Genomic DNA, 21,822 nt, shown 5'->3' with positions numbered 1-21,822 from the left:
AGGGTGCGATCAGGGCGGCGAAGGGCGCGGAGGCATGCATCGCCCCATCAATGGCACCTCGGCAGGGCGGCGCAAGATGTTCATGCGCTCCAGGCCGGAAACGGATCGGGCAGGGGCGTGCCGGCGCGAAGCTCCGCCTCGGTGAGCAGCGTGGCGTCCAGCCCCGCGCGCAGGGCCGCCTCGTCCATGCCGATGCCGATGAAGACGATCTCCTGCCGCCGGTCGCCCGCCGGCTCCTGCCAGAGGGAGCGGATCGTCTCCCGCCAGTCGGGGTCGTCGGGCCAGCGGTCGGGCGGGACCGCGGCCCACCAGAACCCCGCGCCCTGGTGCCGGCCGATGCGGCCGGCGAGCTGCCATTCGCCCACCCAGGCGTGGCGGGTGGCGAGCCAGAAGAAGCCCTTGGCGCGCACCACGCCGGGCAGGTCGCCCTCGATCAGCGCCTTGAAGCGCGCCGGATGCACCGGGCGCCGCGCCCGCCAGACGAAGCTCGTGACGCCATATTCCTCGCTCTCGGGCAGGTGGCCGCCGGCCAGCGCCTGCTGCCAGCCGGCGGCCTCCTGCGCGCGCTCCATGTCGAAGCGGCCGGTGCCGAGGATCTGGCCGAGCGGCACCTGCCCGTGCTCTGCGATCAGGATCTCGGCCCCAGGGTTGAAGGTGGCGAGCAGGGCCCTCAGCCGGCCGAGCTCCTCCGGCGAGACCAGATCGGCCTTGTTCACCACGATGGTGTCGGCGAATTCCACCTGGTCGGTCAGCAGGTCCACGAGCTGGCGGTCGTCGCCCTCGCCCGCGGCTTCGCCGCGCTGGCGCAGCGTGTCGGCGCTGGAGAAATCATCGAGGAAGGCCCGGGCATCCACGACGGTGACCATGCTGTCCAGCCGCGCCACGTCGCCGAGCCGGAAGCCGTCCTCGGCGGAGAAGTCGAAGGTGGAGGCGACGGGCATGGGCTCGCTGACGCCGGTGCTCTCGATGAGCAGCGCGTCGAAGCGGCCCTCCAGGGCGAGCTTGCGGACCTCGCGCATCAGGTCCTCGCGCAGGGTGCAGCAGATGCAGCCGTTGGACATCTCCACCAGCCGCTCCTCGGTGCGGGAGAGGGCACCGGTGTTGCCGACCAGCGAGGCGTCGATGTTCACCTCGCTCATGTCGTTCACGATGACGGCGACGCGGCGGCCCTCGCGGTTGGCGAGCACGTGGTTGAGCAGCGTCGTCTTCCCCGCACCGAGGAAGCCGGAGAGGACGGTGACGGCCAAGGGGGAGGAAATGGGGGTCATAGGTTGGGCTCCGGTTCGTCGATGCAGAGGACGAGGCGCCAGCGCAGCGCTTCGGGCAGGTGGGAGAGCGGCGGCGAGCGGTGCAGCGCATATCCGCCGGGCCGGCGGCGGCCGCGGAAGAGCGCCACGGCGCAGCGGGGCACCTGCTCGGGACAGGCGGCGGTCTCGGGATCGCCCATGACCCATTGCGTGCCAGGACCAGCATAGGTGACCAGCAGCCGGAAGCCGACCGCATCCACATGGAACTTTCTGCAGGCGTCGCCGGTGATGCCGTCCAGCCGGAGCCGCACCGTCTCCGAGCGCGTGAGGACGCCGAAGAGGGTGGACAGGCGGAAAATGTCGGTCAGGAACTCGGCCGGCGCGCCTTCGGGCAATTGCTCGCAGAGCTCATCCAGCGCTGCCTCGGGCGGGCCCTCGCCGGTGGCCCGGAAGGGGCCGCCCTCGCGCATCGCCCGCAGCGAGCGGGCGAAGCCCGGCGGCTCGTCGCGCAGCCAGACCGCGAGGCCGACCTGCGGGTGCAGCCCTGCCAGCAGCGTGTTGTCGGAGGTGCCGATGACCGCGCGGGCGGCGGATTCCATGGCGTTGGCCTCGGGGGCGAAAGCTTCGCAGAAGAGCGGCATGTATGTTATAATATATCATTACTTATCCAGCGCAAGCCACCCTCCGACCGCCTTGCCCTTTCGCCTCCGCCGCCGTATCCGCCGAGGGAACCTCCGGAAGGATCAGCCATGCCCGCCATCGCCGATATCATCGCCCGCGAAGTGCTCGACAGCCGCGGCAACCCCACGGTGGAAGCGGAGGTGATCCTCGACGACGGCTCGCGCGGCCGCGCCATCGTCCCCTCGGGCGCCTCGACCGGCGTGCACGAGGCCGTGGAGCTGCGCGACGGCGACAAGTCGCGCTATGGCGGCAAGGGCGTGACCAAGGCGGTCGCGAATGTGGAAGGCGAGATCTTCGACGCGATCGGCGGGCTCGAGGCCACCGACCAGGTGAAGATCGACAGCCTCATGATCGAGCTGGACGGCACGCCCAACAAGGCGCGGCTCGGCGCCAACGCGATCCTGTCGGTCAGCCTCGCGGTGGCCAAGGCCGCGGCCCAGGCGCATGGCCAGCCGCTCTACCGTTACGTCGGCGGCACCTCGGCGCGGACGCTGCCGGTGCCGATGATGAACATCATCAATGGCGGCGCCCATGCCGACAATCCCATCGACATCCAGGAGTTCATGATCCTGCCGGTGGCCGCCGGCACCATGGCCGATGCGGTGCGCGTCGGCTCCGAGTGCTTCCACGCGCTGAAGAAGGCGCTGCACGATGCCGGCCACAACACCAATGTCGGCGACGAGGGCGGCTTCGCGCCGAACATCGGCAGCGCCGAGGAGGCCCTGGCCTTCATCTCCAAGGCCTGCGAGGCCGCCGGCCACCGCCCCGGCGAGGACGTGATGCTCGGCCTCGATTGCGCTGCCAGCGAGTTCTACAAGGGCGGCAAGTACGTGATGGAAGGCGAGGGCAAGACGCTCGATGCCGGCGGCATGGTCGACTACCTGGCCGGCCTCGTCGCCAAGTTCCCCATCATCTCCATCGAGGACGGCTGCGCCGAGGAGGATTGGGACGGCTGGAAGCTGCTGACCGAGAAGCTCGGCGGCAAGGTCCAGCTGGTCGGCGACGACCTGTTCTGCACCAATCCCGAGCTGCTCCGCCGCGGCATCGGGGCCGGCACGGCCAATTCGATCCTGGTGAAGGTCAACCAGATCGGCACGCTGACCGAGGCGCTGGAGGCGGTCGAGATCGCGCATCGCGCCGGCTACACGGCCGTCATGAGCCACCGCTCGGGCGAGACCGAGGACAACACCATCGCCGACCTCGCCGTGGCGACCAATTGCGGGCAGATCAAGACGGGCTCGCTGAGCCGCTCGGACCGGCTGGCCAAGTACAACCAGCTCATCCGGATCGAGCAGGATCTGGGCCCGGCCGGGCGCTATGCCGGCCGGACCATCGTGAAGCGCTGAGGCGCTTCCTTCCGAGCCTTGGAATCCCTCGGAATCTGAACGAAAATTCTTGCGCTGGCATGGCGTTTCCCCTTGCCAGCGCCGGGTCTTGGTGATTCTTTGAAGGTGCGGGCCCAAGGGGGACTGATTGGGCGCGCTTCGGGGGATCAATGGGTTTCGGGCGGGCACTCATCCGCGGCGTGAAGTTCCTGGCGGCGCCGGTGATCCTGGCGAGTGTCGCGGCCTTCTTCGTCTGGCACGCCTCGCATGGCGACCGCGGGCTCATCGCGCGCGAGCAGCGCATCGCCGAGATCGCAGCCGCGCGGGGCGAGCTGCAGCGGGCCGCCACCGAGCGCGAGGCGGCCGAGCGCCGGGTCAACGGCATGCGTGGCGACCGGCTGGACCGGGACCAGCTCGAGGAGCGCGCCCGGGCCATGCTGAACCTCACCAACCGCGACGAGATCGTCATTCCCTATCCGCCGGGACAGCGGCTGTTCTGAGGCTTCGGGGCTTCGCTCCTTGCTTGCCGCCGGATCCCTGATCCGATTCAGGTTTGAATTCAATATCATAGGGTCCAGGGACTAAAATCCCTGGCGGGAGAGCGCGAGAGGGCGGCGCCCTCTCGCTTTGCTGGTGCGCTTCCCCAGCCAGATCAGCGATCTAGCAACATTGTTGCGTCGCAGCATAAGAATATGTCGTGAACCAAAATCTGGTTAAAGTGAATATTGCGTTGCAATAACTGGATTTTCCGACAGGAGGTCCGCCTTGCGAAGGTCGCGGGGCCGGCCTAACTGTGGCGTACCCCCGAGGGAGACGCCCATGCTCGAAGCCGCCCCGTCCAAGCGCCGCGCCAAGGGCGCCGCGAAGGAAAAGGAAATGCAGATGGGGCACAACGCCCTGCTGCGCGCCTATCGGGACATGCTCCTGATCCGACGCTTCGAGGAGAAGGCCGGGCAGCTCTACGGCATGGGGCTCATCGGCGGCTTCTGCCACCTCTATATCGGCCAGGAGGCCGTGGTGGTGGGCATGCAGGCCTCGCTCAAGCCGGGCGACGAGGTCATCACCTCCTACCGCGACCACGGGCACATGCTGGCGACCGGCATGGAGGCCCGCGGCGTCATGGCCGAGCTGACGGGCCGCATCGGCGGCTACTCGAAGGGCAAGGGCGGCTCGATGCACATGTTCAGCCGCGAGAAGGGCTTCTTCGGCGGCCACGGCATCGTGGGCGCGCAGGTGAGCCTCGGCGTCGGCCTCGCCTTCGCCAACTGGTACCGCGAGGACGGCAAGGTCTCGGTCGCCTATTTCGGCGAGGGCGCCTCCAATCAGGGGCAGGTCTATGAGAGCCTGAACCTCGCGGCGCTGTTCAAGCTGCCCTGCATCTTCGTCATCGAGAACAACAAGTACGGCATGGGCACGAGCGTCGAGCGCGCTTCGGCCAGCCACGACCTCTCGAAGAACGGCAGCCCCTGGGGCATCCCGGGCGAGCAGGTGGACGGCATGAACGTGCAGACCGTCTTCGAGGCAGCGCAGCGCGCGGTCGCGCATTGCCGCGCCGGCAACGGCCCGTATCTGCTGGAGATGAAGACCTACCGCTACCGCGGCCACTCCATGTCCGACCCCGCGAAGTACCGCACCCGCGAGGAGGTGCAGAAGATGCGCGAGCAGCACGACTGCCTGGAGACGGCGCGCGCGCAGCTCATGGGCCAGGGCGTGACCGAGGCGGACCTCAAGGCGCTGGACGACGAGGTGAAGGCCATCGTCACCGACGCCGCCGATTTCGCGCAGACCTCGCCCGAGCCGGACGAAAGCGAACTCTGGACCGACGTCCTGGTGGAGGCGAAGTAAGATGGGTGTCGAGATCCTGATGCCGGCGCTGTCCCCCACCATGACGGAGGGCAAGCTGGCCAAGTGGCTGAAGAAGGAAGGCGACGCGGTGAAGTCCGGCGACGTGATCGCCGAGATCGAGACCGACAAGGCCACGATGGAAGTCGAGGCCGTCGACGAAGGCACGCTGACGAAGATCGTCGTGCCCGAGGGGACCGAGAACGTCGCGGTGAACTCGCCGATCGCGGAGCTCGACGGCGGCGCCGGCGGCGGCAAGGCGGCGCCCGCTCCCAAGGCCGAAGCGCCAGCCGAGCCGGCCGCCGAAGCCCCGGCCGCCAAGCCGCACCCGACCATCGCCGCGACGCCGGTGTCGGTCGCGCCCGAGAAGGACTGGGGGCCGACCAAGCCCATCACCGTCCGCGAGGCGCTGCGCGACGCCATGGCCGCCGAGATGCGCGCCGACAAGGACGTCTTCCTCATGGGCGAGGAGGTCGCGCAGTACCAGGGCGCCTACAAGATCAGCCAGGGCCTGCTGGACGAGTTCGGCGCCAAGCGCGTGATCGACATGCCCATCACCGAGCACGGCTTCACCGGCATGGCCGTGGGCGCGGCCTTCACCGGCCTGAAGCCCATCGTCGAGTTCATGACCTTCAACTTCTCGATGCAGGCGATCGACCAGATCATCAATTCGGCCGCCAAGACGCTCTACATGTCCGGCGGCCAGCTGGGTTGCCCCATCACCTTCCGCGGGCCGAACGGCGCGGCCTCGCGCGTCGCCGCCCAGCACAGCCAGTGCTATGCGAGCTGGTACGCGCATTGCCCGGGGCTGAAGGTCGTGGCGCCCTGGTCCGCGGCCGACGCCAAGGGCCTGCTGCGCGCCGCCATCCGCGACCCGAACCCGGTCATCTTCCTCGAGAACGAGATTCTCTACGGGCACAGCTTCGACTGCCCGACCGACGAGGACTTCATCCTGCCGATCGGCAAGGCGAAGGTGGAGCGCGAGGGCACGGACGTCACCATCATCGCCTTCTCGATCATGGTGGGGCTCGCCATGCAGGCGGCCGACAAGCTGGCCGAGCAGGGGATCAGCGCCGAGGTGATCAACCTCCGCACCATCCGCCCGCTCGACATCGAGACGATCGTGCGCAGCGTGAAGAAGACCAACCGCGTGGTGACGCTGGAGGAAGGCTGGCCCTTCGCCGGCATCGGCTCGGAACTCGCGATGCAGATCGTCGAGAACTGCTTCGACGACCTCGACGCGCCGCCGGTGCGCGTGCATGGGCTCGACATCCCCATGCCCTATGCGGCCAATCTCGAGAAGCTGGCCCTGCCGCGGCTGGAGCAGGTGGTCGAGGCCGCCCACTCCGTGACCTATCGCTGAGAGGACGCGCGACATGGCCACCGACATCCTGATGCCCGCCCTCTCGCCGACCATGACGGAGGGCACGCTGGCCCGCTGGCTCAAGGCCGAGGGCGACAAGGTGAAGTCCGGCGACGTGATCGCCGAGATCGAGACCGACAAGGCGACCATGGAAGTGGAAGCCGTGGACGAGGGCATCCTCGGCAAGATCGTCGTGCCTGCCGGCACCGAGGGCGTGAAGGTGAACGCCGTCATCGCCGTGCTGGTCGAGCCGGGCGAGGCCGCGCCGAGCGGCGAGGCGAAGGCGGCTCCGGCGCCTGCACCAAAGCCGTCGGAGGCACCGAAGGCTGCCGCCGCTCCTGCACCCGCGCCCGCCACCGCTCCGGCTCCTGCGCCCGCCCCGGCGCATGCGGCTTCGGGCGACCGCGTCGCCGCCTCGCCGCTGGCCAAGCGCATGGCGCAGCAGGCCGGGCTCGACCTCTCCAAGGTCACGGGCTCGGGCCCGCAGGGCCGCATCGTGAAGTCCGACGTCGAGGCCGCGATGAAGGGCGGCGCTCCCGCGCCGGCACCCGCCGCCGCTGCTCCGGCTCCGGCGGCGGCTCCTGCGCTGCGCCCGACCGCGGCTCCGGCCCCGATCCTGGGCGCCACCACGGCCTTCCCGAACAGCTCGATGCGCAAGGTGATCGCGCGCCGGCTCTCGGAGAGCAAGCAGACCATCCCGCACTTCTACGTGGCGGCGGATATCGAGATCGACGCGCTGCTGGAACTGCGCGCCAAGCTCAATGCCCGCAGCCCGAAGGACGGTCCCGGCGCCTTCAAGCTTTCGGTGAACGACCTCGTCATCAAGGCCGCCGCTGTCACGCTGAAGCGCATCCCGGCCGTGAACGCGGCCTGGACCGACGACGCCATCCTGCGCTTCAACGACGTGGACATCAGCGTCGCCGTCTCGATCCCGGACGGGCTCATCACGCCGATCGTGCGCAATGCTGACACCAAGGGCCTGGCCGCGATCAGCAACGAGATGAAGGACCTCGGCGCCCGCGCCAAGTCCGGCAAGCTGAAGCCGGAGGAATTCCAGGGCGGCGGCTTCAGCATCTCGAACATGGGGATGTACGGCGTCTCCTTCTTCTCGGCGATCATCAACCCGCCGCAGGCCGGCATCCTCGCCGTCGGCGCGGGCCAGAAGCGGCCGGTGGTGAAGAACGGCGAGCTCGCGGTCGCGACCGTGATGACCTGCCAGCTCAGCGTGGATCATCGCGTGATCGACGGCGCGCTCGCCGCGGAATGGCTGCAGGAATTCAAGGCCATCGTGGAAGAGCCGCTGAGCCTGATGCTGTAGCAGGTGGCGAAAGGCTTCACCTGGCGTAAAACGACGCCGGCGGATGTCCCGGACATCCACCGGCTGCTGCGCGCGCTGGCGGTCTACGAGAAGATCGAGCACGAGTTCCACGTCACGGAAGCGGACCTGACCAAGGCCCTCTTCGGCGAACGACCGCTGGCCCAGGCCATGCTGGCCGATGTCGACTGGAAACCGGTCGCGGTCTGCCTCTGGTACCACACCTTCTCCAGCTTCATGGGCAAGCCGGAGATCTGGATCGAGGACATCTTCGTCGAGCCCGAGCATCGCAAGAAGGGCATCGCGAAGGCGGCCTTCCGGATGGTCGCGCAGCGCGCGCTGGACGAGGGCTGCACGGCGGTCTCGTGGAACGTGCTGGACTGGAATACGCCCGCCATCGCCGCCTATCGCGCGATGGGCGCCGTCGGGCGCGAGGAATGGACGGATCAGCGCGTCTCGGGGTCCGCCCTCGTCGCGCTCGCAGGAAGGGGCTGAGACATGGCCGACAATTACGATCTCGTGGTGGTGGGCAGCGGCCCCGGCGGCTATGTCGCGGCGATCCGCGCGGCGCAGCTCAAGATGAAGGTCGCCATCGTCGAGCGCGAGGCGCTGGGCGGCATCTGCCTCAACTGGGGCTGCATCCCGGCCAAGGCGCTGCTGCGCTCCTCCGAGATCTTCCACATCCTCAACACGCTCGACCATTACGGGATGAGCGCGGACAACGTGAAGTTCGACATCGCCAAGATCGTGAGGCGCAGCCGCGGCGTCGCGGCGCAGCTCTCGGGCGGCGTGAAGTTCCTGATGAAGAAGAACGGCATCACCGTCATCGACGGCTTCGGCAAGCTGGCCGGCGGCGGCAAGGTCGCGGTCGAGAAGGACGGCAAGCCCGTCGCCGACCTGGTGGCGAAGAACATCATCCTGGCCACCGGCGCCCGCGCCCGCGTGCTGCCGGGCATGGAGCCGGACGGCAAGCTGATCTGGACCTATCGCGAGGCGCTGGTGCCCGACAGCGTGCCGAAGCGGCTCATCGTCATCGGCTCGGGTGCGATCGGCGTGGAATTCGCCAGCTTCTTCCGCGACCTCGGCAGCGAGGTCACCATCATCGAGGCGCTGGACCGCGTGGTGCCGGTCGAGGATGCCGAGGTTTCCGCCTTCGTGAAGAAGTCCTTCGAGAAGCAGGGCATGAAGGTGCTGCTCAGCGCCTCGGTGAAATCCGTGAAGAAGGGCGCCTCCACCGTCACGGCGACGGTCGAGATCGGCGGCAAGACCCAGGAGATCGAGGCCGACAAGCTGATCCTGGCGGTCGGCATCGTCGGCAATGTCGAGGGCATCGGCCTCGAGGGCACCAAGATCAAGGTCGACCGCACGCATGTCGTGGTGGACGGCTATGGCCGCACCGGCGAGCCGAATGTCTATGCCATCGGCGACCTCGCCGGCCCGCCCTGGCTGGCCCACAAGGCAAGCCATGAGGCCATCACCTGTGTGGAGTTCATCGCCGGCCTCGACCCGCATCCCTTCGAGAACTCGAACATCCCGGGCTGCACCTATTGCCGCCCGCAGGTCGCCTCCGTGGGCCTGACGGAGGCCCGCGCCAAGGAGCTGGGCCATGAGGTGAAGGTCGGCCGCTTCCCCTTCATCGGCAACGGCAAGGCCATCGCGCTCGGCGACACCGAGGGCTTCACCAAGACCGTCTTCGACGCCAAGACCGGCGAGCTGCTGGGCGCCCATATGGTCGGGCCGGAGGTCACGGAGATGATCCAGGGCTACACCATCGCCCGGACCCTGGAGACGACCGAGCTGGAGCTCATGCACACCGTCTTCCCGCACCCGACGGTGTCCGAGACGATGCACGAGTCGGTCCTGGACGCCTACGGACGCGTGCTCCACATCTGAACCATGGATTGCCCGGGCGTCATGGCTCGGGCCGCCAAACCAGGGATGTGAAACGGCCCGGCCGCGCTATATGTGAGGGACCATGGCCCGCATCGAGATCGACCATCGTCCCCAGGGAAGTGCCAGGACGGGTGCCGAGCGGCACCCGGAGAAGGCGCATCGTCCGGACAACGCGATCCAGCGCAAGCCAGACTGGATCCGGGTAAAGGCGCCGACCCACCCGATCTACCACGAGACCCGCAAGCTCATGCGGGACAACAAGCTCGTGACCGTCTGCGAGGAGGCGGCCTGCCCGAACATCGGCGAGTGCTGGAGCCAGCGCCACGCCACCATGATGATCATGGGTGACACCTGCACGCGCGCCTGCTCCTTCTGCAACGTCGCGACGGGCATGCCCAACCCGCTGGATCATGACGAGCCGCGCCGCGTGGGCGATGCGGTCGCCGCTCTGGGCCTGCGCCACGTGGTCATCACCAGCGTGGACCGCGACGACCTGCGCGACGGCGGGGCCCGGCATTTCGCCGAGACCATCGCCGCCATCCGCAAGGCCGCGCCGGACACCACCATCGAGATCCTCACGCCCGACTTCCTTCGGAAGGACGGCGCTCTGGAGGTGGTGGTCGCGGCCAAGCCGGACGTGTTCAACCACAACCTCGAGACGGTGCCGCGGCTCTATCCGGGCATCCGGCCGGGGGCGCGCTACTACCACTCGCTGCGGCTGCTGGACCGGGTGAAGCAGCTCGATCCCTCCATCTTCACCAAGTCCGGCATCATGGTCGGCCTCGGCGAGGAGCGCATCGAGGTGCAGCAGGTGATGGAGGACATGCGCAGCGCCGACATCGATTTCCTCACCATCGGCCAGTACCTGCAGCCGAGCGTGAAGCACGCGGCCGTGGCCCGCTTCGTGGACCCTTCGGAGTTCGCGGACTATGCCAGCCTGGCGCGCGCCAAGGGCTTTCTGCTGGTCTCGGCCACGCCGCTGACGCGCAGTTCCTATCACGCCGACCGCGACTTCGCCGCGCTGCGGGCCGCGCGGGAAAAGAGCCTCGCGGCCTGATGCCGACGCATGCCGAAAAGAAGATCCTTCGGCACACGCCGGAGCAGGTCTTCCAGATCGTCGCCGACGTGCACCGCTATCCCGAGTTCCTGCCCTGGTGCGTGGGCGCGCGCGTCCTCACGCGCGACGAGACGAAGCTGACCGCGGACCTCACCATCGGCTTCAAGATGTTCCGCGAGACCTTCCGGAGCGAGGTCACGCTGGATCGCCCGCATCTGGTCGAGGTGAAGTATCTCGACGGCCCCTTCCGCTACCTCAACAACACCTGGCGCCTCACGCCCGTGCCCGGCGGCACGGAGGTGAATTTCTTCGTGGACTTCGAGTTCCGTTCGAAGCTGCTGCAGGCGGTGATCGGGACCGTGTTCAACGAGGCGGTGCGCGTGATGGTGCGCGCCTTCGAGCGGCGGGCGATGGTGCTCTACGGACGCCACCCGGTGCCGCCGGTCGCGACGCCGGCGCCGGCCACGCCGCGGTAGGAAACCTCCACGCCGGCTTCCGGGTTCAACGGTCGTGCCCTGCCTGAAGGAGACGCGATGCGTTATGTGCTCTATGGCGATGTCGGCTCAGGCTCCGGACCCGTCGAGATGGCGCTGGCGGAGATCGGCGCGGAGGTCGAGCTGCGCGAGGTGCCGCTGGCGACCAACGCGCAGCTGGCGGCGGAGTACCGCAAGCTCAACCCGATGGGCCGCATCCCGACGCTGATCCTGCCGGACGGCACGGTGATGACGGAATCGGCGGCGATCCTGATCACGCTGGCGGACCGGCATCCGGGGGCAGGGCTGCTGCCGTCGGGTTCGGACAGCGCACGGGCGGTGGCGCTGCGCTGGATGGCGCTGGTGGCGGGCGAGTTCTACCCGCATGTGACGCGCTACGATTATCCGGAGCGATTTTCCGCCGATCCCGCGCATGCGCCGGCGATCGCGACGCGGGCGCAGGAGATGGGGCGCGAGGTGTGGCGGCTGATCGAGCGGGAATGCGCGCCGTCGCCCTTCGTGCTGGGCGACCGCTTCTCGGTGGCGGACATCTACCTGGCGGCGCTGTCGCGCTGGAACAAGGGCGCGCAGTGGATGCCGGCGGAGTGTCCGCGCGTGGAGGCGCTGGCGCAGTCGGTCTCCCTGCGGCCGCGCATCGCGCCCGTCTGGGCCAAGCACGTTTCCGTGTAGCCGGATCCAAGGGCCGCGGCCCCTGGCGGGGGGGGGGCCGCGAAGCGAAGACAACGTGGGGCGGAAGCCCTCAAGTCACAGGTGGATGAGGCCCGGCGCGAAGTACCCCAGCATCATCAGCCCGAACCCGACCACGCCGAGCGCTCCCGACAGCCAGATCAGCAGCGCCACCCCCGTGATGATCGACGCCGAGGCCACCACGATCGCCACTTGGTAGACCGCGCTCGAGTACTCGAACATGTGATAGCGCTCCATGTTCCGGTCGCGCTTGGCTTCGGCCTCGCGGGCGCGGGCCGTGAGCTCGCGACGGCCTTCGCCGGTGTCGGGCTCGCTCTCCCAGCGGGCTATGGTGGCACTCCAGCGGGCCTGCTGGGCCTCGATGACGGCCCGGTTGTCGGCCGTCTTGTCCAGCTCGGCCTGCTCGACGGCGGTGCGGAGCTGGGTCTGCCGGATGGTGCGGGCCTGGAAGAAGGACCAGAGGTTGGCCGCCTGGACGTTGTTGTTCAGCGCCTCGGTCTGGGAGGATTTGGCGCCGACCTCGGCCAGGGCCAGAAACAACGCCAGGATGGCGATGAGCAGCGCCACGCCCTTGTTCTCGGTGCCGTGCGGCGCCCCGTGTCCACCCGCCATGCGAATCTGTCTCCTGCGTAACCTTGGGCCAGATGCCATGGCGACGACGACAAGGCCAGCACCGTCAGGTGACGGCTTCGCTGCGGAGCCAGGCGACGAAGGCGTCCATCGGCGGGCGGAGCGGGGCCTCGGGGAGCAGCAACGCGAAGCCGACCGAAGGGATGGCGGCGTCGGGGAGGGGGGCCACGAGGCGGCCGGAGCGGCGGTCGGCGCCGGTGAGGACGTCGCTCTCCAGTACCACGCCCTGGCCCTCGCAGGCGGCGTCGATGGCGAGGTGCGAGCGGTCGAAGCTGAGGCCGCCGGGCGGCGGCGGGCGCAGGCCCATGGCCCGGCACCATTCGGGCCAGCGCACGGCGTTCCGTGAGTGGAGGAGGGGCAGGGTGAGGATGTCGGCGACATCAGGCTCGGCCGGCAGCCGGTCGCGCAGCGCGGGGCTGCAGAGGGGGCGGACCATCTCCTTCAGCAGGGGCTCCACGCTCGGTGCGTCGCTGCCGTACAGGAGCGCGAGGTCGAGGCCCGGGCGCACGTTTGTCGCGTCGAGCACGTGCAGCGCGACGTTGGGATGATGGAGCAGGAAGCCCGGCAGGCGCGGCCGCAGCCATTTCGCAGCGAGGCTGGCGTTGACGTGGATGTCGAGCGGCAGGGTCGCCCCGTTGTCCAGGAAGTCGCGGCAGCCCTCGGCGATCTCGGCGAGGCCGCAGGAGACCCGGAAGGCCAGCTTCTGCGCGAGGGCCAGAGGCTCCAGCCCGTTGGGCGTGCGGCGGAAGAGCGGCTGCCCCAGATGTGCCTCCAGCGTCGCGATGCGGTGGCTGACGGCCGACGGCGTGATGCGCAGCTCCTCCGCCGCCAGGGCCATGCTGCCGAGGCGCGAGGTCGCCTCGAAGGCGACGACGGCGCGCAGCGGCGGAAGGTTGCGCATGGGGTCAGCGGCCGGGATGAGATTTCTTCATCTGGGCCTGAAATCTACGCGTTTGCTGCGCCGGATGTCCATGCGCAACGCTCTCCCAGTCCCGAGGAGAGAGCCCATGAGTCAAACGGAAGCCGATCTGCTGCAGAAGGCCGACCGCTACAGCTTCCGCTCGCGCATGGACAAGAAGACGGCCGAGGGCCCGGTCTTCGCCAGCGCCAAGGACAGCATCGTCACCGACGTGAACGGCAAGACCTGGATCGACTTCAACTCGGGCCAGATGTGCTCGGCGCTGGGGCACAACCACCCGCATGTCGTCGCCGCGATCAAGGACGCCTGCGAGACGATGATCCACTCGCACTCCAGCCACTTCAACGTGAAGGAGATCGAGCTGGCGGCGAAGCTGGGCGAGATCGTGCCGGACCCGTTGCAGAAGAGCCTCTTCGGCGAGAGCGGCGCCGACGCCAACGAGATGGCGATGATGATCGCCCGCAAATATACGGGCGGGCATGAGGTGATCTCGCCCCACATCAGCTTCCATGGCCTCTCGGACGCGACGCGCGCGGTGACCTTTTCCGGCTGGCATTCGGGCCATGGGCAACTGCCCGGCGGCAGCATCGCGATGGTGGCGCCCTATTGCTACCGCTGCCCGCTGAACCAGACCTTTCCCGGCTGCGAGTACGCCTGCCTCAAGACCAGCTTCGAGCTGATTGATGCGCAGAGCACGGGCCGCCCGGCCGCCGTCATCACCGAGCCGGTCTTCAGCGCGGGCGGCGTGGTCGAACCCCCTCCGGGCTGGCTCCGCGAGCTGAAGAAGATGTGCGAGGCGCGCGGCATGCTGCTCATCCTCGACGAGGAGCAGACCGGCCTCGGCAAGATGGGCTCCATGTTCGCCTTCGAGGGCGAGGGGATCGTCCCGGACATCGTCACCGTCGCCAAGCACTTTGGGGGCGGCGTGGGGATCAGCGCCGTCGTCACCACGGCGGCGATCGAGGAGAAGGTCGTCTCCGAGGGCTATGCCGCCACGCATTCGCACAGCAACGACCCGCTGATCTGCGCGGCCGGCACGGCGAGCCTCGAGGTCATCGTCAACGAGGACGTGCCGCGGAAGGCGCGCGAGATCGGCGCGCGGATCCGCGAGCATCTCGACGCGATGCAGCAGCGCTACGAGATCATCGGCGACATCCGCGGCCGCGGGCAGCTCACCGGCATCGAGCTGGTGCAGGACCGGCAGAGCAAGAAGCCGGCGACCGAGGAAGGCCGCGAGGTCGGCAAGCGCTGCTTCGAGACGGGGCTGATCTTCAGCCTGCGCCGGCAGGGCAGCGTGCTGCGCCTCGTGCCGCCCGCGACCACCACGCCGGACCAGATCGACCAGGCGATGGAGATCCTGCGCGACGCGATCGAGGCGGTGAGCGTGAAGCGCCGCCCGAACTGAACCGAGAAGAACGCCAGCCACTCCCGGCACCGGACGACGATTGAGGAGAGTGACGATGCGATTTTTCCCCGCGCTTGCGGGCCTGCTGGCCTGTACCTTCGCGATCGCGCCCGCCATGGCGCAATCCACCCTGGAGGCCGCTCGATCGCGGGGCGCCGTGCGCTGCGGCGTCAGCACCGGCTTCCCTGGCTTCGCCGCACCCAACGCCCGCGGCGAGTGGCGCGGCCTCGACGTCGATGCCTGCCGCGCGGTGGCCGCCGCCGCGCTGGGCGACGCGGCGAAGGTGCAGTACGTGCCGCTCACCGCCGTGCAGCGTCTGCCCGCACTCACCAGCGGCGAGGTGGATCTGCTCGCGCGCAACACCACCTGGTCGCTGGGCCGCAACACCTCGCAAAGCGTGAACTTCGTGGCCGTGAACTACTTTGACGGCACGGGTTTCATGGTGAAGGCGGCGGCCAACATCTCGCGGCTGGAGCAGCTCGCTGGCAGCACCATCTGCATCCAGCCGGGGACGGAGACGGGGCTGGCCGTGTCGGACGCCTTCCGCCGGCGTAACATCACCTTCACGCCGCTGATGATCGAGCAGGTCGAGACGTTGGGGAACACCTATTTCGCCGGCCGCTGCGACGCCATCGCCAGCGACCAGACGCAGCTCGCCGGCATCCGCACGCGCGCCTCGAACCCGGCCGAGCACGCGATCCTGCCGGAGCTGGTCTCGAAGGAGCCGCTGGCCGTCGCCGTGCGCTACGGCGACGACGGCTGGGCGAACATCGTGCGCTGGAGCGTCTGGGCGTTGATGGAGGGCGAGGAGCTCGGCCTCACCAGCGCGAACATCGCCGCCGCGCAGGCCAGCACGGAGCCGGCGGTGCAGCGCTTCGTCGGGCGCGCGGGCGGGCTCGGCGCTGGGATGGGCATCGACAATGCCTGGGCCGCACGGATCGTAGGGCAGGTGGGCAACTATGCCGAAAGCTTCGAGCGGAACGTGACCCCGCTCGGCATCGCGCGCGGGCCGAACCGGCTCTGGCGCGACGGCGGGCTGCTGATCGCGCCGCCATTCCGGTAGACTGCGATCGTCCGGGGCGGAATCGCCGCCTCAGCGATCCTGCCCGGGCTGACGCTCGCGAAAAATCCTGGCAAGCTTGGGCTATGGTCCAAGCCCCCTCCCATACGATGTCCTCCCACTCCTGGGCGCCCGTCCGGCCGCCCCGGAATGCGCCGCCGGTGCGCATCAACCTCTACTCCGACACGCAGACGCGCCCGACGCCCGCGATGAAGGAGGCCATGATGTCGGCCGAGATGGGCGACGAGCAGCATGGCGACGACCCCACCGTCTGGGAGCTCTGCGACCGCATGGCCGCGCTCACCGGCAAGGAGGCCGCGGTCTTCCTGCCCTCCGGCACCATGTGCAACGTCATCGCCATCCTCACCCATTGCCAGAAGGGCGACGAGGTCGTCGCCCACGAGACCGCGCATATTCTGGGTAGCGAGGGCGGCACGCATGCCGCGCTGACGGGCGCGCAGATCATGGGCCTGAAGGGCGCCCGCGGCATGTTCACGCCGGACGACCTCCGCGCCGCCATCCGCCCCAAGACGCGCTACACCCCGCCGCAGCGCCTGCTGGAGATCGAGCAGACTGCCAATATCGGCGGCGGCGCGATCTGGTCGCTCGAGACGCTGACCGAGCTCACCGACATCGCCCATGAGCAGGGCTGGGCCACCCACATGGACGGCGCGCGACTGATGAACGCCTGCGTCGGCGCCGGCATCGCGGCCGCCGACATGGTGGCCGGCTTCGACAGCGTGTGGCTGGACTTCACCAAGGGGCTCGGCGCGCCGCTCGGCGCCGTGCTTTGCGGCTCCAACGAGTTCATCGGCCAGGCCTGGCGCTGGAAGCAGCGGCTGGGCGGCTCGATGCGGCAGGGCGGCATCTGCGCCGCGGCCTGCATCTACGCGTTGGACCACCACATCGACCGGCTGGCGGACGACCATGCGAACGCCAAGGCGCTGGCCCGCGGCCTCGCGCAGATCGAGGGCGTGGTGGTCGAGGACCCCGACACCAACCTCGTCTTCTTCGACATCAAGGCGACGGGAAAGTCGGTGCCGCAGCTGCAGCAGACGCTGCTGGAACAGGGCATCATGGTCAGCGGCCTCGGCGGCCGCGTGCGGGCCTGCCTGCATCTGGATGTGACAGCCCCGATGATCCCCGAGGCAGTCTCGGCCATTCGCGACGCGCTTGCCGCCTGACATCAGGCGCCAGCGCCGGGGCGTCGTCGCGGACCGCACGGGCCGCGACGCCGAGGCGCTGGCCCGCGACACGCTGATCCGCGACGGCTGGACCATTCTGGCAGAGCGGTTGCGCACGCCGGCCGGCGAGTTGGACATCGTCGCCGAGAAGGAAGGCCTGCTCGCCTTCGTCGAGGTGAAGGCCCGGCCCAGCCTGCGCGAGGCCGCCTTTGCGCTCACCGAGCGTCAGCAGCACCGGTTGATGGCCGCCGCGGAGATCTGGCTGGCGGCCAATCCCGGCCATGGCGCGGCCGGTATGCGCTTCGACGTGCTGCTCGTCGCCGCGGACGGCACGGTGAAGCGCATCACCGACGCGCTTCGGCAGGGCTGAGGGCTCAGCCCACGCCGTGGGCTTTGAGGAAGTCCAGCATCCGCCGCCAGGCGTCCTCGGCCGCCTCGCGGCGATAGCTGGGGCGGTAGTCGGCGTGGAAGCCGTGCGGCGCGTCCGGGTAGATCACCAGCGTGAAGGATTTTCCCGCAGCCTGCATGGCGGCCTCCATCTGGCGCAGGCCGTCCACGGGAATGCCCGTATCCGCCGCGCCGTAGAGCCCCAGGATCGGGCATTTGATCTCGGGCACGAGCTGCTGGATCGTGCGCGGCGTGATCGCCGTCGCAGGGTTCGCCACCGGGCCGTAGAAGGCGATGCCTGCCTTCAGCCGCGGGTTCTGCGCCGAATACTCCCAGACGTTCCGCCCGCCACGGCAGAAGCCGATGATGGCGAGTCTGTCCGCGCTGCCGCCATCGGTGACGGCCCAGGCGCAGGTCGCGTCGAGGTCGCGGTTCAGCTCGTCATCCGGCTTGCGCATCGCGATGGCGGCCGCGGCCTGCACGTTCTCGGCGTTCTTCGGGTCGCCCTGGCGCACGTAGTAGTCCGGCGCGACGGCCAGGTAGCCCGCCTTGGCCAGTCGCCGGCACACGTCCTTGATGTATTCGTGGAGCCCGAAGATCTCCTGGCACACCAGCACGACCGGCCAGTTCGAACCGCCCGCCGGCCGCGCGCGGTAGCCAGGGATGGGCCGGTCCGGGACGGGGATCATGATGTCGCCCGCCACCAGCCCGTTTGTGTCGGTCGTGACGATGGTCTGCGCGATCACCGGCCCGGCGGCGAGGGTATAGCCGGCGGCCACGCCGGCGCCGGCCCCGCCGAGAAATCCGCGCCGCCCCGGGCGCTGGAAGGGGGAGGGCGAGATCATGTCGTCCGCGGAGGGCAGGTCGGCGAGCTTGTTCATGGTCGGCAGATCCTTCCGATGGCGACACGTCTTCGCTGGCCGAGGGCCGACGGTTAGCGATCCTCAGCGAATGGGCGGCGAGTACATCAGTCCGCCATGGTTCCACAGGTTGTTCACCCCGCGCGTCAGCCCGATCGGCGTGTTCGGCCCGAGGTGCCGCTCGTAGACCTCGCCGTAATTCCCCACGGCCTTGATGATGTTGTACGCCCAGCGCCGGTCCAGCCCCATCATCGGCCCGTGGTCGCCCGCCTGTCCCAGCAGCCGGCGGATCGCCGGGACCTGGCTGTTCAGCATCTCGTCCACATTGGCCTGGGTGACGCCGAGCTCCTCGGCCTCGATCATCGCGAAGATGGTCCAGCGCACGATGTCGAACCACTGGTCGTCGCCATGGCGCACGGCCAGCGCCAGCGGCTCCTTGCTGATGCGCTCCGTCAGGACGACGTGCTCCGCCGGATTGGGCAGCGAGCTGCGGATGGCGGCGAGCTGGCTGGCATCCGTCGAATAGCTGTCGCAGCGGCCGGAGGCGTAGGCGGCGCGGGCCTCGTCGGCCCGCTCGAAGACCACGGGCCGGTAGCGCAGGTTGTTGGAGCGCGCCCAGTCCGCGACGTTGAGCTCGCTGGTGGAGCCGGCGGTGGCGCAGATCGCCGCGCCGTCCAGGTCGCGCGAGGTGCGGATGTTCGCGGAGATGCGCACCAGGAAGGACTGGCCGTCGTAGAAGTTGATGGCGGCGAAGTTCAGCGCATTGGCCGTGTCGCGCGAATGGCTCCAGGTCAGCGTGCTGGTCACCACGTCGACGGCGCCGGTCTGCACGATGGTCATGCGCTGGCCGCCGGCGACGGGGGTGAAGCGCACGCGGCTCGCATCGCCGAAGACGGAAGCGGCGATGGCGCGGCAGGAATCCGGGTCGAGGCCGCGATAGACGCCCTGGCTGTCCGGTGCGCCGAAGCCCGGCGTGCCGGTGCCGACGGCGCAGTCCACGGTCCCCTTGCTGCGCACGGAGGCGAGGGTGGGGCCGGCCGCGACCTGGGCGGCGGCCAGCGCGGGCAGCAGGAGGAGGGTGGCGAGGACGGCGAGGCGCATTCCGAGCTCCTTGTTCAGCTGGCCCGGAGGGTGCGGAAAACGGCGCCGCCGCGCCAGCCTATTCGGCGGCGGCGGCGAGGCCCCCTGGCGGCTCATAGGCCCGGATGGGAGGCAGGTTGCCCTCGAAGCGTTCAACCTCGATCGAGGTGAGCTGGCCCGTGCAGCCCTGGGCGAGGCGCGAGGTGCCGGCGTCGCGCGTCAGCACGTTCGGGTTGCCGTGCACGCAGAGCGGCGCCTCGGCCGAGGCATCGTCCGGGTCGTACCAGGCGCCGGTCGGCAGGTTCACGATGCCTTCCGCCACCGTCTCGGTGATGTGGGCGGTGGCGAGGCAGGCACCGCGTGCGTTGAAGAGCCTGACGATGTCGCCCTCCACAATGCCGCGCGCGGCGGCATCGCCGGGGTGCATGCGCGCCACCTCGCGGCCGCGGCGCTTGGCGCCCTGGCTGGTCGCGCCGAAGTCGAGCTGGCTGTGCAGCTTCGTCGCCGGCTGGTTGGCGACGAGGCGGAGCGGGGCCTCGGCATGAGGCACGTCCACGGGCTCGAGCCAGGTCGGATGGCCCGGGCAGTCCGGATAGTTGAAGCCGGCGATCACGGGCGAGAAGACCTGGATGCGGCCGGATTCGGTGTGCAGCGCGTTGCCCTCCGGATCCTCGCGGAAGGCGCGGAGCGTGCCGCCATCGTCGGGCGCGAAGGGGATCTCCAGCGGGCCTTCGCGCCAGAGCGTCTCGAAATCGGGCGCGGGCCGGCCGAGCTTCGCCAGCGCCTCGCGGGCCGGCTCATAAAGGTGGGCGAGCCATTCGCGCACGCTGCGGCCCTCGGTGAAGGCTTCCGCGCAGCCCAGCCGCTCGGACAGGGCCGAGAAGATGGCGAAGTCGTCGCGCGCCTCGCCATAGGGCTCGGCGATGCGGTGCATGGGGATGATCAGCGGATCGGTCGGCGCGGCGCCGATGTCCTCGCGCTCCATGGTCACGGTGGCGGGGAGCACGATGTCGGCATGGCGGGCCGAGGCCGTCCAGGCGCTGTCATGGACGATCAGCGTGTCGACCTTGGCGAAGCCGCGGCGCAGGCGGTTGAGGTCCTGGTGGTGATGGAAGGGATTGCCGCCGGCCCAGTAGACCAGCTTGATGTCGGCATAGGCGTACTGCTTGCCGTCATAGTCGAAGCGGCCACCCGGATTGAGCAGCATGTCGGTGATGCGGGCGACCGGGATGAACTCGCGCACGGAGTTCTTCCCCTGGTTCAGCGCGGCGACGGGCGTGGCCACGTTGCGCCGCCCCGTATGTCCGAGCGCGCCCAGCGAATAATGGTAGCCTCCGCCCGGCAGGCCGATCTGCCCCAGCGCCGCGGCGAGGACGAGGCCCATCCAGACCGGCTGCTCGCCGAACTCGGCGCGCTGGAGGGAATGCGCGACGGTGACCAGGCTGCGGCGCCCGGCGAGGCGGCGGGCCAGCGAGACGATGGTTTCCGAAGGCACATCGGCGATCGCGGCGGCCCAGGCGGCATCCTTCGGCTGACCGTCGGTGCGGCCCATCAGGTAGCCCTCGAAGACGTCCCAGCCGTCGGTGTAGCGCGCGAGGAAGGCGGCATCGTGCAGCCCCTCGGCGACCAGCGTGTGGGTGATCCCCAGCATCAGCGCCGTGTCGGTGTTTGGGCGGATCGGCAGCCATTCCGCGCCCGCCTCCTCCGGCAGGTCGTCGCGCAGCGGGCCGACGAGGACGAATTCCGCGCCCCGCTCGCGCGCCGCCTTCATGGAACCGCGCTCCACGTGCCGGCTGATGCCGCCGCTCGCGACCATGCTGTTCTTCAGCGCCATGCCGCCGAAGGAGAGGACGATCTCGCTGTGCTCGGCGATCGCCTCCCAGGTCACGTTGCGGCGGGAGATGCTCTCCATGGGGCCGACGATCCGCGGCAGGATCACGCCAGAGGCGCCCGCGCTATAGGAGTTCACCGAGCGGACGTAGCCGCCCAGCGCGATGTTCAGGAAGCGATGCACCTGGCTCTGCGCGTGGTGGAAGCGCCCGGCGCTGGACCAGCCGTAGGAGCCGCCGAAGACGGATTGCGGCCCATGCTGCACCTTCACCCGCTTCAGCTCGGCGGCGAGCAGGTCGAGCACCCGGTCCCATTCCATGGGCACGAACTCGTCGCTGCCGCGATCGGCGCTCGGCCCCGGCCCGCGCTGCAGCCAGCCCCGCCGAACCATGGGCCGCGCGATGCGGGCCGGGTGGCGCAGCGCCGCCTCCATGTTGCCGAGGATGGGGCTCGGATCCGGATCACCCGGATGCGGCCGCAGCTCCAGACGCCCCTCGTGCCAGCGCGCGGTGAAATTCCCCCAATGGGAGGAATGCGGCAGGAACGGGGGCGCTTCGGGCATT

21 protein-coding genes are annotated in these 21,822 nt (G+C 69.4%); 14 read left to right on the top strand and 7 right to left on the bottom strand.

Annotated elements, in window-relative coordinates:
- Positions 1-80: 80 nt before the first annotated feature.
- Together AC1ROY_RS05945 and AC1ROY_RS05940 are read right to left on the bottom strand one after the other, a co-directional pair.
- The gene (locus tag AC1ROY_RS05945) at positions 81-1,268 is read right to left on the bottom strand and encodes a GTP-binding protein (protein WP_493147673.1); all 1,188 of its coding nucleotides are present in this window, start codon (positions 1,266-1,268) and stop codon (positions 81-83) included.
- Positions 1,265-1,888, bottom strand: coding sequence for a DUF1826 domain-containing protein (locus tag AC1ROY_RS05940; RefSeq protein ID WP_493147672.1), 624 nt, complete (start codon positions 1,886-1,888; stop codon positions 1,265-1,267). The genes AC1ROY_RS05945 and AC1ROY_RS05940 overlap by 4 nt, the downstream gene beginning before the upstream one ends.
- Positions 1,889-1,996: 108 nt before the next feature.
- Between AC1ROY_RS05940 and eno the strand changes: the two genes are divergently transcribed.
- The 10 genes from eno to AC1ROY_RS05890 all read left to right on the top strand — a co-directional run bounded on the left by eno (position 1,997) and on the right by AC1ROY_RS05890 (position 11,886).
- Positions 1,997-3,274 (top strand): phosphopyruvate hydratase, encoded by a 1,278-nt coding sequence (gene eno / locus AC1ROY_RS05935; protein WP_493147671.1) that lies wholly within the window; start codon positions 1,997-1,999, stop codon positions 3,272-3,274.
- A 149-nt stretch (positions 3,275-3,423) separates the two neighbouring features.
- The gene (locus AC1ROY_RS05930; RefSeq protein WP_493147670.1) at positions 3,424-3,753 is read left to right on the top strand and encodes an FtsB family cell division protein; all 330 of its coding nucleotides are present in this window, start codon (positions 3,424-3,426) and stop codon (positions 3,751-3,753) included.
- A 376-nt stretch (positions 3,754-4,129) separates the two neighbouring features.
- On the top strand, positions 4,130-5,098 hold the full coding sequence (gene pdhA / locus AC1ROY_RS05925; RefSeq protein WP_493148360.1) for a pyruvate dehydrogenase (acetyl-transferring) E1 component subunit alpha: 969 nt from the start codon (positions 4,130-4,132) through the stop codon (positions 5,096-5,098).
- Position 5,099: 1 nt separating this feature from the next.
- The gene (locus AC1ROY_RS05920) at positions 5,100-6,458 is read left to right on the top strand and encodes a pyruvate dehydrogenase complex E1 component subunit beta (RefSeq protein ID WP_493147669.1); all 1,359 of its coding nucleotides are present in this window, start codon (positions 5,100-5,102) and stop codon (positions 6,456-6,458) included.
- Positions 6,459-6,471: 13 nt separating this feature from the next.
- Complete coding sequence (locus tag AC1ROY_RS05915; RefSeq protein WP_493147668.1) at positions 6,472-7,776, top strand: pyruvate dehydrogenase complex dihydrolipoamide acetyltransferase; 1,305 nt, start codon at positions 6,472-6,474, stop codon at positions 7,774-7,776.
- A 3-nt stretch (positions 7,777-7,779) separates the two neighbouring features.
- The gene (locus AC1ROY_RS05910) at positions 7,780-8,268 is read left to right on the top strand and encodes a GNAT family N-acetyltransferase (protein WP_493147667.1); all 489 of its coding nucleotides are present in this window, start codon (positions 7,780-7,782) and stop codon (positions 8,266-8,268) included.
- 3 nt (positions 8,269-8,271) lie between these two features.
- Positions 8,272-9,666 (top strand): dihydrolipoyl dehydrogenase, encoded by a 1,395-nt coding sequence (gene lpdA, locus AC1ROY_RS05905; RefSeq protein WP_493147666.1) that lies wholly within the window; start codon positions 8,272-8,274, stop codon positions 9,664-9,666.
- Between the two features lie 82 nt (positions 9,667-9,748).
- Positions 9,749-10,723: a lipoyl synthase gene (gene lipA, locus AC1ROY_RS05900; protein ID WP_493147665.1), complete on the top strand. Its 975-nt coding sequence runs from the start codon at positions 9,749-9,751 to the stop codon at positions 10,721-10,723.
- Entirely contained in the window at positions 10,723-11,199 is a 477-nt protein-coding gene (locus AC1ROY_RS05895) for a type II toxin-antitoxin system RatA family toxin (protein WP_493147664.1), read from the top strand. Before lipA ends, AC1ROY_RS05895 begins: the two co-directional genes overlap by 1 nt.
- 57 nt (positions 11,200-11,256) lie before the next feature.
- The gene (locus AC1ROY_RS05890) at positions 11,257-11,886 is read left to right on the top strand and encodes a glutathione S-transferase family protein (protein ID WP_493147663.1); all 630 of its coding nucleotides are present in this window, start codon (positions 11,257-11,259) and stop codon (positions 11,884-11,886) included.
- 75 nt (positions 11,887-11,961) lie between these two features.
- On the opposite strand, the gene AC1ROY_RS05885 is transcribed toward AC1ROY_RS05890, so the two are convergent.
- Together AC1ROY_RS05885 and AC1ROY_RS05880 are read right to left on the bottom strand one after the other, a co-directional pair.
- Positions 11,962-12,516 (bottom strand): DUF4337 domain-containing protein, encoded by a 555-nt coding sequence (locus tag AC1ROY_RS05885; protein ID WP_493147662.1) that lies wholly within the window; start codon positions 12,514-12,516, stop codon positions 11,962-11,964.
- 64 nt (positions 12,517-12,580) lie between these two features.
- Positions 12,581-13,435: a LysR substrate-binding domain-containing protein gene (locus tag AC1ROY_RS05880; RefSeq protein WP_493147661.1), complete on the bottom strand. Its 855-nt coding sequence runs from the start codon at positions 13,433-13,435 to the stop codon at positions 12,581-12,583.
- 106 nt (positions 13,436-13,541) lie between these two features.
- Between AC1ROY_RS05880 and AC1ROY_RS05875 the strand changes: the two genes are divergently transcribed.
- From AC1ROY_RS05875 to AC1ROY_RS05860, 4 genes are all read left to right on the top strand, one after another.
- Complete coding sequence (locus tag AC1ROY_RS05875) at positions 13,542-14,858, top strand: aspartate aminotransferase family protein (RefSeq protein WP_493147660.1); 1,317 nt, start codon at positions 13,542-13,544, stop codon at positions 14,856-14,858.
- 55 nt (positions 14,859-14,913) lie between these two features.
- Entirely contained in the window at positions 14,914-15,921 is a 1,008-nt protein-coding gene (locus tag AC1ROY_RS05870; protein WP_493147659.1) for an amino acid ABC transporter substrate-binding protein, read from the top strand.
- Positions 15,922-16,079: 158 nt separating this feature from the next.
- Positions 16,080-17,102 (top strand): threonine aldolase family protein, encoded by a 1,023-nt coding sequence (locus AC1ROY_RS05865; protein ID WP_493147658.1) that lies wholly within the window; start codon positions 16,080-16,082, stop codon positions 17,100-17,102.
- A complete protein-coding gene (locus AC1ROY_RS05860; RefSeq protein WP_493147657.1) occupies positions 17,092-17,472 on the top strand; it encodes a YraN family protein in 381 nt (126 codons plus the stop codon). The genes AC1ROY_RS05865 and AC1ROY_RS05860 overlap by 11 nt, the downstream gene beginning before the upstream one ends.
- A gap of 4 nt (positions 17,473-17,476) precedes the next feature.
- Here the strand turns inward: AC1ROY_RS05860 and AC1ROY_RS05855 are convergent, their stop codons facing one another.
- The 3 genes from AC1ROY_RS05855 to AC1ROY_RS05845 form a co-directional block, all read right to left on the bottom strand.
- Positions 17,477-18,370 carry a dienelactone hydrolase family protein gene (locus AC1ROY_RS05855; RefSeq protein WP_493147656.1) on the bottom strand — a complete coding sequence of 298 codons (894 nt, stop codon included), beginning with the start codon at positions 18,368-18,370 and terminating at the stop codon, positions 17,477-17,479.
- 63 nt (positions 18,371-18,433) lie between these two features.
- On the bottom strand, positions 18,434-19,450 hold the full coding sequence (locus tag AC1ROY_RS05850) for an amino acid ABC transporter substrate-binding protein (protein WP_493147655.1): 1,017 nt from the start codon (positions 19,448-19,450) through the stop codon (positions 18,434-18,436).
- A gap of 58 nt (positions 19,451-19,508) precedes the next feature.
- Positions 19,509-21,821, bottom strand: coding sequence for a molybdopterin guanine dinucleotide-containing S/N-oxide reductase (locus AC1ROY_RS05845; RefSeq protein WP_493147654.1), 2,313 nt, complete (start codon positions 21,819-21,821; stop codon positions 19,509-19,511).
- Position 21,822: the final 1 nt, after the last annotated feature.

It is taken from the genome of Roseococcus sp. GW821-FHT12F05, from assembly GCF_058806835.1.
Note: the sequence above shows the minus strand (reverse complement) of the source record. Positions and strands in the feature narration are given on the sequence as shown.

Bases quoted from the DNA above. Each gene is read 5' to 3' on its own strand.
- AC1ROY_RS05895 (WP_493147664.1), top strand. From the start codon at position 10,723: ATGCCGACGCATGCCGAAAAGAAGATCCTTCGGCACACGCCGGAGCAG.
- AC1ROY_RS05945 (WP_493147673.1), bottom strand. From the start codon at position 1,268: ATGACCCCCATTTCCTCCCCCTTGGCCGTCACCGTCCTCTCCGGCTTC.
- AC1ROY_RS05855 (WP_493147656.1), bottom strand. From the start codon at position 18,370: ATGAACAAGCTCGCCGACCTGCCCTCCGCGGACGACATGATCTCGCCC.
- AC1ROY_RS05920 (WP_493147669.1), top strand. From the start codon at position 5,100: ATGGGTGTCGAGATCCTGATGCCGGCGCTGTCCCCCACCATGACGGAG.
- pdhA (WP_493148360.1), top strand. From the start codon at position 4,130: ATGCAGATGGGGCACAACGCCCTGCTGCGCGCCTATCGGGACATGCTC.
- AC1ROY_RS05880 (WP_493147661.1), bottom strand. From the start codon at position 13,435: ATGCGCAACCTTCCGCCGCTGCGCGCCGTCGTCGCCTTCGAGGCGACC.
- AC1ROY_RS05850 (WP_493147655.1), bottom strand. From the start codon at position 19,450: ATGCGCCTCGCCGTCCTCGCCACCCTCCTCCTGCTGCCCGCGCTGGCC.
- AC1ROY_RS05845 (WP_493147654.1), bottom strand. From the start codon at position 21,821: ATGCCCGAAGCGCCCCCGTTCCTGCCGCATTCCTCCCATTGGGGGAAT.
- AC1ROY_RS05870 (WP_493147659.1), top strand. From the start codon at position 14,914: ATGCGATTTTTCCCCGCGCTTGCGGGCCTGCTGGCCTGTACCTTCGCG.
- AC1ROY_RS05890 (WP_493147663.1), top strand. From the start codon at position 11,257: ATGCGTTATGTGCTCTATGGCGATGTCGGCTCAGGCTCCGGACCCGTC.
- lipA (WP_493147665.1), top strand. From the start codon at position 9,749: ATGGCCCGCATCGAGATCGACCATCGTCCCCAGGGAAGTGCCAGGACG.
- AC1ROY_RS05940 (WP_493147672.1), bottom strand. From the start codon at position 1,888: ATGCCGCTCTTCTGCGAAGCTTTCGCCCCCGAGGCCAACGCCATGGAA.
- lpdA (WP_493147666.1), top strand. From the start codon at position 8,272: ATGGCCGACAATTACGATCTCGTGGTGGTGGGCAGCGGCCCCGGCGGC.
- AC1ROY_RS05930 (WP_493147670.1), top strand. From the start codon at position 3,424: ATGGGTTTCGGGCGGGCACTCATCCGCGGCGTGAAGTTCCTGGCGGCG.
- AC1ROY_RS05885 (WP_493147662.1), bottom strand. From the start codon at position 12,516: ATGGCGGGTGGACACGGGGCGCCGCACGGCACCGAGAACAAGGGCGTG.
- AC1ROY_RS05875 (WP_493147660.1), top strand. From the start codon at position 13,542: ATGAGTCAAACGGAAGCCGATCTGCTGCAGAAGGCCGACCGCTACAGC.
- AC1ROY_RS05915 (WP_493147668.1), top strand. From the start codon at position 6,472: ATGGCCACCGACATCCTGATGCCCGCCCTCTCGCCGACCATGACGGAG.
- eno (WP_493147671.1), top strand. From the start codon at position 1,997: ATGCCCGCCATCGCCGATATCATCGCCCGCGAAGTGCTCGACAGCCGC.